13 protein-coding genes, 2 tRNA genes and 1 riboswitch are annotated in these 14,651 nt (G+C 72.6%); of the genes, 10 read left to right on the forward strand and 5 right to left on the reverse strand.

Annotation, left to right across the window (positions count from 1 at the left end):
• The first annotated feature begins 88 nt into the window (after positions 1 to 88).
• The 6 genes from ACIRS4_RS34005 (at position 89) to ACIRS4_RS34030 (ending at position 5,224) form a co-directional block, all read left to right on the forward strand.
• Positions 89 to 161: transfer RNA gene (locus ACIRS4_RS34005), tRNA-Lys, on the forward strand.
• 470 nt (positions 162 to 631) lie between these two features.
• Positions 632 to 1,096, forward strand: coding sequence for a hypothetical protein (locus tag ACIRS4_RS34010; protein WP_404203414.1), 465 nt, complete (start codon positions 632 to 634; stop codon positions 1,094 to 1,096).
• Between the two features lie 26 nt (positions 1,097 to 1,122).
• Positions 1,123 to 2,727, forward strand: a complete 1,605-nt coding sequence (locus ACIRS4_RS34015; protein WP_404203416.1) for a hypothetical protein — start codon at positions 1,123 to 1,125, stop codon at positions 2,725 to 2,727.
• A 52-nt stretch (positions 2,728 to 2,779) separates the two neighbouring features.
• Entirely contained in the window at positions 2,780 to 3,502 is a 723-nt protein-coding gene (locus ACIRS4_RS34020) for an ATP-binding cassette domain-containing protein (RefSeq protein WP_404203418.1), read from the forward strand.
• On the forward strand, positions 3,499 to 4,701 hold the full coding sequence (locus ACIRS4_RS34025; RefSeq protein WP_404203420.1) for an FtsX-like permease family protein: 1,203 nt from the start codon (positions 3,499 to 3,501) through the stop codon (positions 4,699 to 4,701). The genes ACIRS4_RS34020 and ACIRS4_RS34025 overlap by 4 nt, the downstream gene beginning before the upstream one ends.
• A 124-nt stretch (positions 4,702 to 4,825) precedes the next feature.
• Positions 4,826 to 5,224 (forward strand): ASCH domain-containing protein, encoded by a 399-nt coding sequence (locus ACIRS4_RS34030; RefSeq protein WP_404203422.1) that lies wholly within the window; start codon positions 4,826 to 4,828, stop codon positions 5,222 to 5,224.
• A 20-nt stretch (positions 5,225 to 5,244) separates the two neighbouring features.
• On the opposite strand, the gene ribA is transcribed toward ACIRS4_RS34030, so the two are convergent.
• Both ribA and ACIRS4_RS34040 read right to left on the reverse strand, forming a co-directional pair.
• Positions 5,245 to 5,880: a GTP cyclohydrolase II gene (ribA, locus tag ACIRS4_RS34035; RefSeq protein WP_351094449.1), complete on the reverse strand. Its 636-nt coding sequence runs from the start codon at positions 5,878 to 5,880 to the stop codon at positions 5,245 to 5,247.
• A gap of 142 nt (positions 5,881 to 6,022) precedes the next feature.
• Positions 6,023 to 6,544 (reverse strand): MarR family winged helix-turn-helix transcriptional regulator, encoded by a 522-nt coding sequence (locus tag ACIRS4_RS34040; protein ID WP_404203424.1) that lies wholly within the window; start codon positions 6,542 to 6,544, stop codon positions 6,023 to 6,025.
• Positions 6,545 to 6,594: 50 nt separating this feature from the next.
• Between ACIRS4_RS34040 and ACIRS4_RS34045 the strand changes: the two genes are divergently transcribed.
• The 4 genes from ACIRS4_RS34045 to ACIRS4_RS34060 all read left to right on the forward strand — a co-directional run bounded on the left by ACIRS4_RS34045 (position 6,595) and on the right by ACIRS4_RS34060 (position 10,488).
• Positions 6,595 to 7,728 carry a dihydrofolate reductase family protein gene (locus tag ACIRS4_RS34045; protein ID WP_404203426.1) on the forward strand — a complete coding sequence of 378 codons (1,134 nt, stop codon included), beginning with the start codon at positions 6,595 to 6,597 and terminating at the stop codon, positions 7,726 to 7,728.
• Positions 7,729 to 7,827: 99 nt separating this feature from the next.
• Positions 7,828 to 7,901: transfer RNA gene (locus tag ACIRS4_RS34050), tRNA-Met, on the forward strand.
• Between the two features lie 354 nt (positions 7,902 to 8,255).
• A riboswitch (cyclic di-AMP (ydaO/yuaA leader) is annotated at positions 8,256 to 8,414 on the forward strand.
• Between the two features lie 7 nt (positions 8,415 to 8,421).
• The gene (locus ACIRS4_RS34055; protein ID WP_404203429.1) at positions 8,422 to 9,468 is read left to right on the forward strand and encodes a M23 family metallopeptidase; all 1,047 of its coding nucleotides are present in this window, start codon (positions 8,422 to 8,424) and stop codon (positions 9,466 to 9,468) included.
• Positions 9,469 to 9,543: 75 nt separating this feature from the next.
• Complete coding sequence (locus ACIRS4_RS34060) at positions 9,544 to 10,488, forward strand: aldo/keto reductase (RefSeq protein ID WP_404203431.1); 945 nt, start codon at positions 9,544 to 9,546, stop codon at positions 10,486 to 10,488.
• Positions 10,489 to 10,557: 69 nt separating this feature from the next.
• Here the strand turns inward: ACIRS4_RS34060 and ACIRS4_RS34065 are convergent, their stop codons facing one another.
• From ACIRS4_RS34065 to lhgO, 3 genes are all read right to left on the reverse strand, one after another.
• Positions 10,558 to 12,129 (reverse strand): PrsW family glutamic-type intramembrane protease, encoded by a 1,572-nt coding sequence (locus ACIRS4_RS34065; RefSeq protein ID WP_404203433.1) that lies wholly within the window; start codon positions 12,127 to 12,129, stop codon positions 10,558 to 10,560.
• Positions 12,130 to 12,180: 51 nt separating this feature from the next.
• Positions 12,181 to 13,005, reverse strand: a complete 825-nt coding sequence (gene trmB, locus ACIRS4_RS34070) for a tRNA (guanosine(46)-N7)-methyltransferase TrmB (protein ID WP_404203435.1) — start codon at positions 13,003 to 13,005, stop codon at positions 12,181 to 12,183.
• A gap of 397 nt (positions 13,006 to 13,402) precedes the next feature.
• The gene (gene lhgO / locus ACIRS4_RS34075; RefSeq protein ID WP_404203453.1) at positions 13,403 to 14,611 is read right to left on the reverse strand and encodes an L-2-hydroxyglutarate oxidase; all 1,209 of its coding nucleotides are present in this window, start codon (positions 14,609 to 14,611) and stop codon (positions 13,403 to 13,405) included.
• Positions 14,612 to 14,651 lie beyond the last annotated feature (40 nt).

The following is a 14,651-nucleotide window of genomic DNA, read 5'->3' on the forward strand; positions in this document are numbered from 1 at the left end:
CCTTCCCGACCGCTGACAGGGCCGTGTCCCCGATACCCGATCGGAGACACGGCCACGTCCCGCTATGCTCGGGGAGGCAACATCGCCTGGGCCCTTAGCTCAATTGGCAGAGCAGTGGACTTTTAATCCATTGGTTGTGGGTTCGAGTCCCACAGGGCCTACGGACGCAGGGGAGAGGGGCACTCTCCCCGACCTGCCAAGCGGCGCCCGGACCAGCCTCGGCTGATCCGGGCGCCGCTTCGTTTCCGGGCCTGTGCCCTTGGGACGGCACTGAGTTCGTCGTATGCGTCATCTCCTCCGCTGCTCCCTGGACGGCTGGGCCGAGGTCCGCGGGCAGGTGAGACAGCGCCACGACCGCTTCGTCAGTCGGCTTACCTCTCGCGGGTGAATCAGCGCCGGCCTTCGGCGGTCGATGCCGGGGGTTCGGGGTGGCTGGGCGTGGTGCTGTCTTTCGGGCCGGAAACGCGCCCTGGCCTCGGGTGGGGTGCTCTCGTCGCCGGGTTGGCGGTGTCGGGGACGGGCGCGTTGCTGTGCCGTTTTCAGGCACATGTTCTGGAATGTGCGGCATGTACTGTGCGGCGTCTGAATCAAGGACGTGTGGACGGTGACGCATGAACACGGGGGATCGACGATGAAGAGGACGTTGCTGACCACGGGGCTCGTCTCGGCGCTGGTCATGGGGTACGTCACGCCGAGCGTGGCCATCTCCGACTCCGCCTCGACGGCTCTGCCCGGCACCGGCGCCAAGCTTGAGGTGAACGCCTGGCAGTGCAGCGCCTACGCCGACAAGTGCTCCTTCAAGACCTCCACCAAGGCCAAGAAGGGCGGCGTGAAGTACAACGTCAGCAAGATCACCAACATGGCCACCGTCAAGGCGAACGGCTGGCAGGCCACCCTTGCGCTGAGTCCCAGCGGGACGCAGGTGAGTGAGAACACCCGGCAGGTCAGCTGGACCAACGAGAACACCTGGATCGCCGACATCAACGGCATCGCCGACCCGGGCGGTTCGTTGAACACGAGCATCACCACCTGCTCCGACGGCGGCGCCTTCAAATCCGGTGTCAAAGCGTTCGCTTCCGCTTGCGCCAACGACTGAGCGACGAGGTGAAGCGGAGCGGCCGCGTGAGGAGCAGTCTTCTTCCGGGCGGGGCGCGCCGTCCGAGCCGTCGTCATGCGCTCGCCGCGGGAGCGATGGCGGTGGCCGCCGGGGCGCTCGCCGTCTCGATGACCGGCGGCGGAGTGGTCGAACGTCCGGAACCTCCGGGCAGCCACCTGGCCGCGCAGCTCGACGCGCTGCGCGGCGCCAACGATCTGGTGCGCGCGGGCCGTACCGACGTGGGGCGGGACCCCGCCCTGTATCCGACCGCGTTCGGACGGCTGGAGGCGGCCCTCGCCGGCGGTGAGGTCCCGGCGCTCGACGGGGAGGCGTTGGCGGACCTCGTCCGCACCGACATGCTGGACACTCCCGCGTGGCAGGCGCACTACGTGTGCCTGGCGCTGGCGGATTCGAACAGCCTGGGTGTGGGAGAGGTTCTGGAGCGGGCCGGGCTCCGGCGCCGGGCGGTGAGCGAGGCTCTCGCCTACCTGCGGGCACCGGACCGCGGGGACGACGCCCTGACTTCGCTCGCCACCCGTGCCGCCTTCCTCCGTACGGTGACCTGTCTGGGCGTCGACGACGAGGTGCCCCGCGCGACGCTCGACCGCCTCGCGGCCGACACCGCTCGGGCCGAGCAGCCTGCGCCGGCGCTCTACGCCGTCGAGGCGTTGCGGGACGTAGGAGTGAAGGCCCGTGCCACGCGGGCACTGAGGGACGCCGACACCGCCGCGGCAGCCGACTGCACGGCCGTAGAACCTGTTCAGCGTGCCGCGCTGGCTCTGTTGCGTCGGCAGGTGACGCGGCAGACGCAGACCTGTCTGCTGCCGGTCCTGCATGATCCGGACACGCAGACCCGGTGGCTGGCCAGGCGTGCGCTCATGCTGGCGGCCGACCGCCCGGCGTCCTCGCTGCCCACCGCTGTCGGCGACGTCCGTCCCGACGGCCTCGTCGCCAAGGCGCCGACGCAGCTCGGCACCCTCACCGCCACCTACGAAGCCGCCCGTGCCCTCACCGCCAGCGCCCGGCAGGCGCACACCCCACACTGGCTCAAGAAGCGTCTCCGGCAGATGGGTTCCGATCCCGCACTCGAGGCCTCGGACCGGCTTCTGCTGGCGATGACGTGCCACCGGCTGTCCCTGGCCTGCGGACCGCAGGCGGACAAGGGCGTGAAGGAGGCCGCCGCGCTGGCGGTTCCGACCCGCCTCACCGAGGCGAACCAGCGGAGTTGGTACGGAACCATGGCGGCGCGTGCGGAGTTCGGGCTGGGATGCCCGCGCACCGCCGTCGACCTGCCCGCCGGCGAGGACGCCGTACTGTCCGACGCCTCGCTGCGCATCGTGGTCGTCCTCGCCGACGCGGGCTGCGCGAGCCGGGCGCGGCAGCTCTCCGCGCACGCCGATCTCATCGGGCAGGCCCAGCGGGCCCTGCGTGAGGGGAAGTTGGCGACCGCCTCCGACGCGGTCCAGGCGGCGCTCGCCTCCGACCGGAGCATCCCGCAAACGTGGTGGGACGGGCTCCCCCGTCTGCTCGACCGCTACCGCGACGCGAAGTACCCCGATCTGTACGCCGACGCGCCGGGCGGTGCCGCGTCCGCCGAGGCGACCCGAGCCGCTTACTACCTCCTCGCCTGACGCCGAACTCCGGCCCCACGCCCGGGGCCCCTCTCGGAAGGACGCCTCCCCCATGTGCACCGACTCAGCTCCACCCGTCCTGGCCGAAGGCCTCGCCTTCCGGTACGGCGGGTCGGGCGGCGGTCTCGTATCCGCGGATCTACGGCTCGACGCCGGGGTCATGGCAGCCGTCGAAGGGCCCTCGGGGTCGGGGAAGAGCACGCTGCTGGCTCTGCTCGGGCTGATCCTCTCGCCGGACGCCGGGACTTTGCGCATCGCCGGGACGGACACCGCGCGCCTTGCCGGGATCGAGCGGGATCTGCTGCGGCGGCGTTCGGTCGGCATCGTTCTCCAGGATCTGGGGCTGCTCGGTTTCCTCAACGCGTGGGAGAACGTCGCCGCCGCCTTCGGGCCCCGGTTGGGCCGGCACCGGGCCGTGGCCCAACAGCTGCTCGCCGACCTGGGGATGGGGGAGTTGACCGGCTCGCCGGTGGCCGAGCTGTCCGGGGGGCAGCGGCAGCGGGTCGCCGTCGCACGCGCCGCCGTGAAGAAGCCGGCGCTCGTACTGGCCGACGAGCCGACCTCCGGACTGGATCCCGACAACGCGGACTCCGTCATGCGTGCCCTCCGCGCCTGCGCCGAGCGGGGCGCCGCGGTGCTGCTCGTCACGCACGCGGGCGCCGTCGCGCAGGCGTGCGACGAGCGCTATGTGCTCGACGCCGGTGTGCTCGACAAGGTCGGCGCCGAAACCGGTGCCGGTGCACATGGGACGGCGGACGAGGGAGCTCTGGGATGAGTCGGTGGTGTCTGTACACATGGGTGCGTGAGCCGCGGTCCCTGCGTCGGGGGCTGCCCGCCCTCGCCGTGCTCGCCGCCCTCCTGACCACGGCCGCCGGTGTGGCCGGCGGCGCCGCAGGGGCAGTGGAGCGGGACGTGCTGGGGTCGGGCGGCCTGACGCAGATCGAGCTGTCCGCGTTCGAGGGGGATGCGTCGGTGCGGCCCCTGACCGCCTCCGCCCTGCGGGACGCCGAAGGCGTGTCCGGCGTCCGCGAGGTCGTCGCCGACTATGTCTCCGTGCTGTACGCCGAGGAAGACGGCACCTACGACCTGCCCAGTCACACGCTGACGCCGGGCGATGATCTGCCCTACGTCGAGGGCGCGGCGCCCTCCGGACCGCTCTCGGAGGGAGAGGTGGTCCTGCCCGCGTCCGCGCAGGGGACCGACTTCCGGCCGTTCCTCGGACGGTCCCTCGCCTTCGGATACACCAGGGCGACCGGGAGCGCCTCCGGAGAGACGGAGGTGCTGCGGCTGAAGGTCGTCGGGCTGTACGACCCCGGCTGGCAGGTCGACGGGCCGGGGACGGCCTATCTCACCGAGGGAACGGCGGCCTTCCTGGCGGCCGCGCGGGCCGGGCAGACGGCGGAGGTCTTCCGGGACACGGAGGGGGCGCGGTCCGCCGTCGTCGTGGTCCGTCACCAGCGGGATGTGGCGGCCGCCGTCGCGGCCCTGCGGCGGGACGGGTTCTCGGCGTCTCCCGTGTCCGACAGGGTGCGGCACCTGCCGGGGCTCTTCGGGGCAGCGGACCTCGCCATGCGCGCCGGCGTGCTGGTTCTCGCGGTGGGCGCCGTGGTGCTGGGCGCGGTGCGGGCCGGGGACAGCGTCCGGGGGCGGATCGGGCAGTTCGCTGTGTTGCGGATTCTCGGATCCGGGCGGGGCGAGCTGCGGTGGATCCTGCTCGGTGAGGCCGTGCTGACCGGCGGGGCGGCAGGCTTTGCCGGTGTGCTCGTCGGGGCCGGGACGTCGTCGGCGCTGGCTCGTCCGCTCAGCGGCCTGCTGGGGCTCCCCATCGCCCCCCTCGACGCTCTGCCGGGGATCGGCTGGGCCGCGTCCGCTCTGGTGCTGCCCGCCCTCGGGCTCGCGGTCGGCACTCTGCTCGGCAGTCGGGAGGCGCTGGGGCGTGACCCTTATCTGGTGGCGCGGGCGCACGGCGTGTAGGCGATATGCAGTGGTGTGATCGTCGGTGCGGGGACCATCATGCTGCTCGGGTGGCCGCGTTCGGCGGCCCGCCGGCCGGTGCAGGCGGGCCCTGAGCCGGACCCCTACGGGCAAGGAGACGACGATGTGGCCACGGGTCGACGGTATGCGGGCGTTGGAGCTCGGCAGCCCGGACGAGATGCGGGTGAGGCTCAACTCCCTCGTCCTCGACGGGGCGAAGAGGGCCACGACCGGGCTGCTCGCGGAGTACGTGGAGGAGACCGAGGGGCTGGAGTACGTCGGTGAGCGTCTCGCTCTGGTCGACGTCGACGGTGTGCGCGTCGCGACCGTCGAGGTCACCGGCGTCGAGCGGACCGCCTTCGCCGAGGTGACCTGGGCGCACGCGGCGGCCGAGGGGGAAGGCGACGCCGACCTGGAGGAGTGGCGGGCGGGACACCGCCGCTTCTGGGATTCCGAGGGTGCGCCGGTGGAGGACGACACGCCCGTGGTGTGCCTGGCGTTCCGGGTCGTGGAGACGGTCTAGTCCCGCGGCGTCAGGGGGGTTCAGCCGACGCTCAGTTCGGTGAGACTCGCCAGCGGCAGCGTGTGCTGGGTCTGGAGGACCTTCGCCCGCAGGTAGCGGACGTTGTGCTCGGTGGTGAAGACGCCCGTCGGCACCCGGTCGAGGACGTCGATGCCCAGCGCCCGCAACTGGCCTGCCTTGTCAGGGTTGTTGGAGAGCAGGTCGAGCCCGGAGATGCCCAGGGCGCGCAGCATCTGGGCGGCGGCCGTGTAGTCGCGGTCGTCCTCCGGCAGGCCGAGCGCGGCGTTCGCCTCGTAGGTGTCCAGGCCCTGGTCCTGGAGGGCGTACGCGTCGAGCTTGTTGTAGAGGCCGATGCCGCGGCCCTCCTGGCGCAGATAGAGCAGCACGCCACCGCGGTCGGCGATGCGTTCGACCGCCTCGCGCAGCTGGGGACCGCAGTCGCAGCGGGCGGAGCCGAAGACGTCGCCGGTCAGGCACTCGGAGTGCAGTCGGACCAGGGGGACGGGGCCGGGGTCGCCGAGGACCACGGCGACGTGCTCCTGGCCGTCGGCCAGGCCGTGGAAGGTGACCAGTTCGGCGTCGACGGAGTATCCGTCGCCGAAGCGCAGCGGCACCCGGACTCGGGCTCGCGGGGTGGCGGCAGGGGTGTCGGGCATGAGGGTCCTCCCGGTCCGGGAACGGATGCTTCAGTTTTGAAGCAGATCGACCGAGCCTGACGCTATCCCATGCTTTAAGTTTGAAGCAACTGCCGTCGGTTGTGACGTGGGCCATGCGGCGCGCGGGTGCGGGCGGCCGGCCTCACTCGTTCCCGGAGCACGGCGACGACCGGCGACGCCAGGGGAGGTCCTCCGGCGCGCTCTCTGCGCCGTCGCCCTGGAGTCCCCGCGTGACCTGCGTGAAAATCTCCTCCAGTTGCCCCACCTGCTCGGGGGTGAGCCGGTCGAACAGGAAGGCCCGGACCGTGTCGACATGGCCGGGCGCCGTGTTCTCCAGGACCGTCATGCCCTCGTCGGTCAGGACCGCGACGCTCCCCCGCCGGTCCCAGCGGCAGTCCTCGCGCCGCAGCAGCCCGTCCTTCTCCAGTCGCGTGACCGCGTACGTCAGCCGGCTGCGGGTGATCTTCAGCCGCTCGGCGAGGTCCGTCATCCGCAGCCGGCGTTTCGGCGACTCGGAGAGGTTCGCGAGGATGGAGTAGTAGAGATGCGGCATGCCGGCCTCCTGCTGGAGCTGCCGGTCGATGGCGTCCTCCAGGAGGAGGTAGCCGGCGACGTAAGCGCGCCAGGCGCGCTGCTCCTCGGGGGTGAGCCAGCGGGTCGTCATGCCACCAGTGTAAGTTTGTTTCAAACTTGAACCAAGGGAGAGGTCGCGCGATGCCGTACCCGTACGTCCTGCTGTCCGCCGCCGTCTCCCTCGACGGCTACCTGGACGACACCGGCCCCGACCGCCTGCTGCTCTCCAGCCCCGCCGACTTCGACCGGGTCGACGAGGTGCGCGCCTCGGTGGACGCCATCCTGGTCGGCGCCGGCACCATCCGCGCGGACAACCCCCGGCTCCTGGTCAACTCCCCGGACCGCAGGGCCTCCCGGGTCGCCGCGGGCCGCCCGGAGTACCCGCTCAAGGTCACGGTCAGCGGCACCGGCGAGCTGGACCCGGCGGCGAACTTCTGGCACACGGGCGGCGAGAAGGTCGTCTACACCACCGACGAGGGCACCGGGCGCGCCCGCTCGCTCGGCATCGCCTCCGACGTCGTCCCGCTCGGCCCGGCCCTGGACTGGCGCCGGCTCCTCGAACACCTGCATGACGTCCGGGGTGTGCGGCGCCTCATGGTCGAGGGCGGCGGGACGATCCACACCCAGCTCCTCCAGCAAGGCCTCGCCGACGAGATCCAGCTCGTCCTGGCCCCCCTCTTCGTGGGCGACGCCGACGCGCCCCGCCTCTTCGGCCCCGGCGGCTACCAGGGCGGACGGCTGCGGCTGGTCGAGACGCGGCGCATCGAGGACGTCGTCCTCACCCGCTACGAGCCCACCGCGCCCGGCGCCGGCCCGCTGCCCGTCGCAGCCGACCGGCACTGGCTGGCCCTCGCCTGCGAGCTGGCGGCCGCCTGCCCGCCGTCGCGGACCGCGTTCAGCGTCGGCGCGGTGGTGGTGGCCGCCGACGGGACGGAGCTGGCGCGCGGTCATTCGCGGGAGGCCGGCGATCCGGTCGTCCACGCTGAGGAGGCGGCCCTCGCGAAGATCGACCCCGCAGATCCCCGGCTGGCCACGGCGACCGTGTACAGCAGCCTGGAGCCCTGCGCCCAGCGCTCCTCCCGGCCGGCCCCCTGCGCCCGTCTGATCCTGGACGCGGGCGTCCGCCGTGTGGTGACGGCCTGGCGGGAGCCGGACACCTTCGTCCGCGAGGCCGACGGCAGCGGGCGACTGGCGTCCGCGGGTGTGGAGGTGCTGGTGCTGCCCGAGTACGAGGAGCGCGCCAAAGCTCCCAACAGCCACCTGTCGGCGCCCTGAGCGCACCCCGGTGTCCGGCCTGTCCGGGGCCCTGAGCGCCCCTGACAGGCCGGTGGTCAATCGGGGTCCCGCGCATGGTCTACACTGGTGTCATACCGACGCGGGGTGGAGCAGCTCGGTAGCTCGCTGGGCTCATAACCCAGAGGTCGCAGGTTCAAATCCTGTCCCCGCTACTGAAGGCCGAGGGCCGGAACCCATTGGGTTCCGGCCCTCGGTGCGTCTCCCTCCGGAGAGCTACGGCGTGTACCGCCCGGGAGGAGTGGCCTTCCTTGATCATCATCACGTCCAGTGATCGGGCGAGCGCCCTGTGCACGACGCCTGAGCGCCCGTCACCTGCGGTGTCCGGTTCAGGGGTGACCCGTGGGGGTGGAGGGGGCGGTCAACTCGCCCGTTTTTCACCGCTCCTGGGGAGAACGTCCAGGCCAGAAATGTTGTTGATCAAGAAGAACGGCTTGGAAACATGCCCCGGAGTCTATTAACGTTCGATAACGCAGCGCGGTCGTCCCAGCCGACACAAGAGTCGGCTCCGTGCGCACGCGCCGAATCCCGCAAGGGAACCGGGGAACCACCACCATGGGGTGAATCACGCGTAGCCGCCGTATGACAACGGCCGGTTTACGCGCGTAGGAGACCTTCCCGCTCCGAACCCGTCAGCTAACCCGGTAGGCGACGGAAGGAAAGGAGTACGCCCGCGTGGCGTCCAACCGGCCTGCCGCAGAAGCCCCCTCCGTGCCCAGCCAGACGTTCGGCTATGGCAGCTACCGCACCGACGAGGGCCCCTGGGAGGAATGGAACCCCACCGCGGAGTCCGTTCGCCCGGTTCGCGGCCGGCATCGTGTCGCCAAGCAGCGCGGCGGCCTCGCCCGTAGCTCCACCGTTCTCGGCGTCGGCGTCATAGCCGCCGTCGGCGGCGCCGGCATGGCCAGCGCCAACACCGGCAAGCCGCCGGTCTCCATCTCCATGCCGGACCTCCCCTCCGTGGGTTCCCTCATCTCCGACGATGACACCCCCCAGGAGAGCGCGCCGGCCCTCGCCGCCTTCGGCAGCGTCGCCGCCGAGCCGGTGGCCGCCGCGGCCGTGGACCAGACCGTCGCCGAGAGCACCACCGACGCCGGCGAGGTGCTCCGCAGCCGGATCATGGCGCAGGCCGAGTCGCAGCAGACCCAGATCGAGGCCAAGGCGGCCGCGGCAGCCCAGGCGGCCGCCGTCAAGGCCGAGGCCGACGCGGCCGCGAAGGCCAAGCAGGAGGCGGAGGCCAAGGCCGCCGCCGCGAAGGAGAAGGCCGCCGAGGAAGCCGCGGAGAAGGCCGAGGCCGCGCGCCTGGCCAAGCTCGCCGGCCAGTACACGCTGCCGACCTCCTCGTACACCCTCACCTCGACGTTCGGTGAGGCCGGCGCCTACTGGTCCTCCGGGCACCACACCGGGCTCGACTTCGCCGCCCCCACCGGCACCCTGATCAAGGCCGTGCACAGCGGCACGATCACCTCGGCCGGCTGGGACGGGTCGTACGGGTACAAGACCGAGCTCACCCTGGACGACGGCACCGAGATCTGGTTCGCCCACCAGTCCTCCATCAGCGTCAGCGTCGGCCAGAAGGTCACCACCGGCGAGGTCATCGGCCGCGTCGGCGCCACCGGCAACGTCACCGGCGCCCACCTCCACCTGGAGGTGCACCCCGGCGGCGGCAGCTCCGGCATCGACCCGGCGGCCTGGCTGCGGGACAAGGGGCTCAACCCCTGAGGTTGCCCTGACGTTTGCGAACTCTTGGCCGGAGGTGCGGAATGCGCGCCTCCGGCCGTCGCGTTGAAGTGAGGCATGACTTCTCTGCGCAAGCTAGGTTCCTCCGACCTCGAGGTCTTCCCGCTGGCCCTCGGGGGCAACGTCTTCGGCTGGACCGCCGACGAGGCGGCCACCTTCGCCGTCCTGGACGCCTACACGGCCGCCGGCGGCAACTTCGTCGACACCGCCGACTCCTACTCCGCCTGGGTCGAGGGCAACAGCGGCGGTGAGTCCGAGACCCTCATCGGCAAGTGGCTCAAGGCGCGCGGCAACCGCGACGACGTCGTCGTCGCGACGAAGGTCAGTCAGCACCCCGACTACCAGGGGCTGACCGCCGCCAACATCAAGGCCGCCGCCGACGCCTCCCTCCGCCGCCTCGGCACCGACCACATCGACCTCTACTACACCCACTTCGACAAGCCCGAGGTCCCCGTCGAGGAGATCGTCGGCGCGCTCGACGAGCTGGTGAAGGCGGGCAAGGTGCGGCACATCGCCGCCTCCAACATCTCGCCCGATCGCCTGCGCGCCTCCCTGGAGTTCTCCGACCGTGAGGGGCTAGCCCGGTACGTGGCCCTCCAGCCGCACTACAACCTGGTCTCCCGCGACACCTACGAGGGCGCGCTGCAGGACGCCGCCGCCGAGGCCGGACTCGCCGCCGTCCCCTACTTCTCGCTCGCCTCCGGCTTCCTCACCGGCAAGTACCGGCCCGGCGCGACGGTCGACAGCGCGCGGGCCGAGGGCGCGGCCAAGCACCTTCAGACCGAGCGGGGCCGGCGGGTCCTGGTCGCCCTGGACGAGGTCGCCCGAGCGCACGACGCCGAGGTCGCCACGGTGGCCCTGGCCTGGCTCGCCGCCCAGCCGACGGTGGCCGCGCCGATCGCCTCCGCGCGGACGGTGGACCAGCTGCCGGCGCTGCTCGCGGTGGGCGGACTCGAACTGACGGAGGCGGAGGTCGCGCGGCTGACGGAGGCGTCCGCGTGAGCGGCGCCGGAGTGCCGTGGGCCTTGCACGAGTGTCAGGACGCCTGAGGGCGGGTGCCGTTCCTCGGGTTCACCCGTAGGGGGTGTGGCCCGGGTAGGTCGGAAGCCCCGTGTGCCCGGTGTATCCGGGTCCGGCCACGGGTGCGGGCTGCCCCGCGTACCCGGGCTGCCCGGCGTGCTCCGGCTGTCCCGTGGGCCCGGCGGCGTGCGGGTGCCCCCCGTACGACCCGTAGGCGCCGGGCACGCCATGCGACCCGTAGGCGCCGGGTGCCCCGTGCGACCCGTAAGCCCCGGGCGCCCCGTAGCCCCCGTACGACCCCGGGCCGCCGGGGCCGGGCTGCGGGAAGGGCCCCGGCGCCGGGTGCCCGTACATCCCGTGGACCGGCCAGGGCGGCACGGTCACCGGTACCGGAGGGGCCGTCATACGGGCCGCGTGCTCCAGCGCCGGCCGGGCCACGTCCTTGCGCCGCCACAGCTCGTCGAGCAGTTCCCTTTCGCGGGAGACGAAGTCGGCGCCGGCCCGGCCGAGCCGCCCCCGGTGCCGCAGGAACGCCAGCGACGTCGCGTAGGCCTCGTACTGCGTGACCGTCCGCGCGGCGGGCTTGCCCAGGTGCTGCCGGGCGTACTTGCGGGCCAGCAGGCGCGCCCGCATCGAGCCGAGCGCGTACGGCTCCGCCGGGGTGATCCAGCCGGCCGCCGCGTACACGGGCAGCTCCTCGCGGACCGTGCCCAGCTCGCGCTGCCGCGTCCACACCACCAGCCAGGTCAGCACGCCGAACGCGGGCACCATGAACGCCCCGTACACCGCGAAGAACCCCCACGCGCCCAGGACCGACGAGCCGTTCCAGAAGGCGTGCATGCCCATAGCGAGCAGCAGTCCGCCCAGCGGGAGGAGGACACGGCGCACCCGCCGGCCCTCTCCGGAGAGCGCCGCGATGCCGAAGCCGATGCCGGTCAGGACGGTGAACAGGGGGTGCGCGAACGGCGACATGATGACGCGTACGAAGAAGGTCGCCGCTGTCACCGAGGCGATGCCGCTGTCGCCGCTGAGCTGGTCGGTGCCGAACGCGGTGCCGAGGTAGAGGATGTTCTCGGTGAACGCGAAGCCGGTGGCGGTGACGCCGGCGATCACGACGCCGTCCACCAGCCCGGTGAAGTCCCGCCTGCGGAACAGGAAGACGAGGAGCACGGCCGCCGCCTTCGCGGACTCCTCGACGACCGGGGCTATCACCGTCGCGCCGAGGGTGTCCGCGCTGGAGGGGTCGGCGGTCGAGGTCGCGATCCATCTCGTCGCGAAGCTGTTGGCGACGATCGCTATCAGCGCCGCCGCGCACGCCCCCCACGCGAACGCGAAGATCAGGTTCCGCCAGGGGCCGGGCTCGACCCGGTCCAGCCAGCGGAACGCGGCTATGAGCAGCGGCACGGGCAGGACCGCGAGCCCGAGGCCCACCAGGAACCCCTGCGTGCCGGTCTGTTCCCGGACGAGGGCCAGGATGACCAGTCCGGACAGCGCGAGCAGCATGATCAGGGCGCCGTAGCGGACCCACTTGTGCTGCCACCAGTGCGCGTGCCGGAGCCCAACGCCCTCGGCTGCGGTGCCGGGGTCCGGCGGGTACGGCGGAAACGGCGGACTGATGGCCACGGCATCGACCCTAACGAGCGAGAGGACGGCGGTGTAGGGGATTTCGGCCGGTCAGTGATCCCCGCGCTCCCCGTGCTGTACGCGGCGGAAGAGCAGATCGTTCACCACATGACCCTTGTCCAGCCCCTGTCCCTCGAAACGGGTGAGCGGACGGAAGTCGGGACGTGGCGCGAAACCACCGTCCGGGCTGGTGTTCTCGAACTCGGGGTGCGCGGTGAGGACCTCGAGCATCTGCTCCGCGTACGGCTCCCAGTCGGTCGCGCAGTGCAGGAGCGCGCCCGGCCTCAGCCGCGTCGCGGCGAGGTCGAGGAACTCCGGCTGGATGAGGCGCCGCTTGTGGTGCCGCTTCTTGGGCCACGGGTCGGGGAAGTACACGCGCAGCCCGCCGAGGGAGTCCGGGGCGAGCATCTCGCGCAGCAGGATGATCGCGTCGCCGTTGCCGACGCGCACGTTGGCCAGGCCGTTGCGGTCCGCGAGGGCGAGCAGGTTTCCCTGGCCCGGGGTGTGCACGTCCACCGCGAGGACGTTGGTGTCCGGGTCGGCGGCGGCCATCTGCGCGGTGGCCTCGCCCATCCCGAAGCCGATCTCCAGGACGACGGGGCCGTCGTCGCCGAACAGCTCGGCCAGGTCGAGGGGGCGGCCGTCGATGTCGAGGCCCCACTTGGACCACAGCCGCTGCAGCGCGTCGGCCTGACCGGCGGTCACCCGGCTCCGCCGGGGCTGGAAACTGCGGATCCGCCGCTCGAAGTGCGAACCGGCGGGATCGGCCTTGGGCCCGTCGGGGAAACGGGGCTCGCCCTTGGCCCGCGTGTACCGGACGGACTCACCCGGGGCATGACCGTGGGCGGAGGACTCGGAGCTCAGGAAATCAGACACAGTGGGTCGATTTTACGTGCCCCCGCGAGGGAGGCGGGGCCCGACGGCGACCGGACCGCGCCACCCGTGGCGGCACGGCGGGGTACGCGCCGCGGCAGCGGCCCGCCCGGGCAGCGCGGCCCGCTCAGGGGGCGGCCGGCCCGGCGGCGACGGGACTGCGCCACCTGCGGCGGCACGGCGGGGTACGCGCCGCGGCAGCGGCCCGCCCGGGCAGCGCGGGCCCGCTTTACAGGGGCCGGCCCGCCGGCGCACCGAGACCTCCGGCAGGCCCGCTCACCGAGGCTTCCGGCCCGCCCGCTCACCGAGGCCTCCGGTAGGCCCGCTCAGCCGAGGCCCCGGGCAGGCCCCCTTACAGGGGACTCCGCGGGTCCGGTCCTCGAGCCTCCAGCGGACCCCCTCACAGTGCCCCCAGCGCACCGAGTGCTCTGCGGGCCACCTCGCGGCCGATCGGGAGGGAGGCCGTTGCCGCGGGGGAGGGGGCGTTCAGCACGTGGATCGTGCGGGGGGCCTCGCGGATCAGGAAGTCGTCGACCAGGGCGCCGTCCCGCAGCACCGCTTGGGCGCGGACGCCGGCCGGCGCGCGCACCAGGTCCTCTTCCTCCACCGCCGGCAGCAGCCGCCGTACCGCGTCGACGAACGCGCCCTTCGACACCGACCGCCGCAGCTCGCCCACCCCGTAGCGCCAGTGCCGCCGGCCCATCCGCCACACCCCCGGCCAGGCCGCCGTGGCCGCCGCCTCCCGGGGGCGGACGACCCCCCAGTCGTACCCCTCCCGGGCCAGCGCGGGCACCGCGTTGGGGCCGACGTGCACCTCGCCGTCGATCCCGCGCGTGAGGTGCACGCCGAGGAACGGGAACGCCGGATCCGGCACGGGATACACCAGCCCCCGCACCAGAGAGGGCCGCGCCAGCTCGTAGTACTCCCCCCGGAACGGCACGATCCGCACTCCGGGCTCGTCCCCGGCGAGCCGGGCGACCTCGTCGCAGTACAGGCCGGCGCAGTTCACCAGCACCCGCCCGCGCACGACGTCCCCGCGCGAGGTGCGCACGGCGACGCCCCGCTCCGGACGGCGGTCGATCCGCACGACCTGCGCGCCGTAGCGGATCTCCGCCTCCGACGCCTCGCCCAGTTGCCGGGCGACCGCGGTGTAGTCGCAGACGCCGGTCGTGCGTACATGGATGGCGGCGAGCCCGCGCACCTCCGGCTCGTACTCCGTGATCTGGGCGGGGCCCAGCTCGCGCACCGGGATGCCGTTCTCCCGGCCGCGCTGCACGAGCGCGTGGAGCCTGGGCAGCTCGGCCCGATCGGTGGCGACGATCAGCTTGCCGGTGACGGCGTGCGGAATGCCGTACTCGGCGCAGAACTTGATCATCTCGGCGGCGCCGCGCACCGCGTAGCGTGCCTTGAGCGAGCCGGGCCGGTAGTAGATCCCGCTGTGGACGACCCCGCTGTTGCGCCCCGTCTGGTGCCGGGCCGGTCCGGGCTCCTTCTCCAGCACCGTCACCCGTGTCCCCGGCGCGGCACGCGTGATCGCGTGCGCCGTCGACAGCCCGACGATGCCGCCCCCGATGACGAGCACATCGCAGTCGTACGCCACCACCTGCACCACCTCCGCCTCCGATAGTGCCCTGCGCCACTGACAGTCA

The organism is Streptomyces sp. NPDC101166 (genome assembly GCF_044768125.1).
GTDB lineage: Bacteria > Actinomycetota > Actinomycetes > Streptomycetales > Streptomycetaceae > Streptomyces.

What these genes read in the sequence shown, in the direction of transcription:
- ACIRS4_RS34040 (WP_404203424.1), bottom strand. Translation starts at nt 6,544, where the DNA reads ATGACGACCCGCTGGCTCACCCCCGAGGAGCAGCGCGCCTGGCGCGCT.
- ACIRS4_RS34060 (WP_404203431.1), top strand. Translation starts at nt 9,544, where the DNA reads ATGACTTCTCTGCGCAAGCTAGGTTCCTCCGACCTCGAGGTCTTCCCG.
- ribA (WP_351094449.1), bottom strand. Translation starts at nt 5,880, where the DNA reads ATGCCCGACACCCCTGCCGCCACCCCGCGAGCCCGAGTCCGGGTGCCG.
- ACIRS4_RS34025 (WP_404203420.1), top strand. Translation starts at nt 3,499, where the DNA reads ATGAGTCGGTGGTGTCTGTACACATGGGTGCGTGAGCCGCGGTCCCTG.
- ACIRS4_RS34045 (WP_404203426.1), top strand. Translation starts at nt 6,595, where the DNA reads ATGCCGTACCCGTACGTCCTGCTGTCCGCCGCCGTCTCCCTCGACGGC.
- ACIRS4_RS34020 (WP_404203418.1), top strand. Translation starts at nt 2,780, where the DNA reads ATGTGCACCGACTCAGCTCCACCCGTCCTGGCCGAAGGCCTCGCCTTC.
- ACIRS4_RS34030 (WP_404203422.1), top strand. Translation starts at nt 4,826, where the DNA reads ATGTGGCCACGGGTCGACGGTATGCGGGCGTTGGAGCTCGGCAGCCCG.
- ACIRS4_RS34010 (WP_404203414.1), top strand. Translation starts at nt 632, where the DNA reads ATGAAGAGGACGTTGCTGACCACGGGGCTCGTCTCGGCGCTGGTCATG.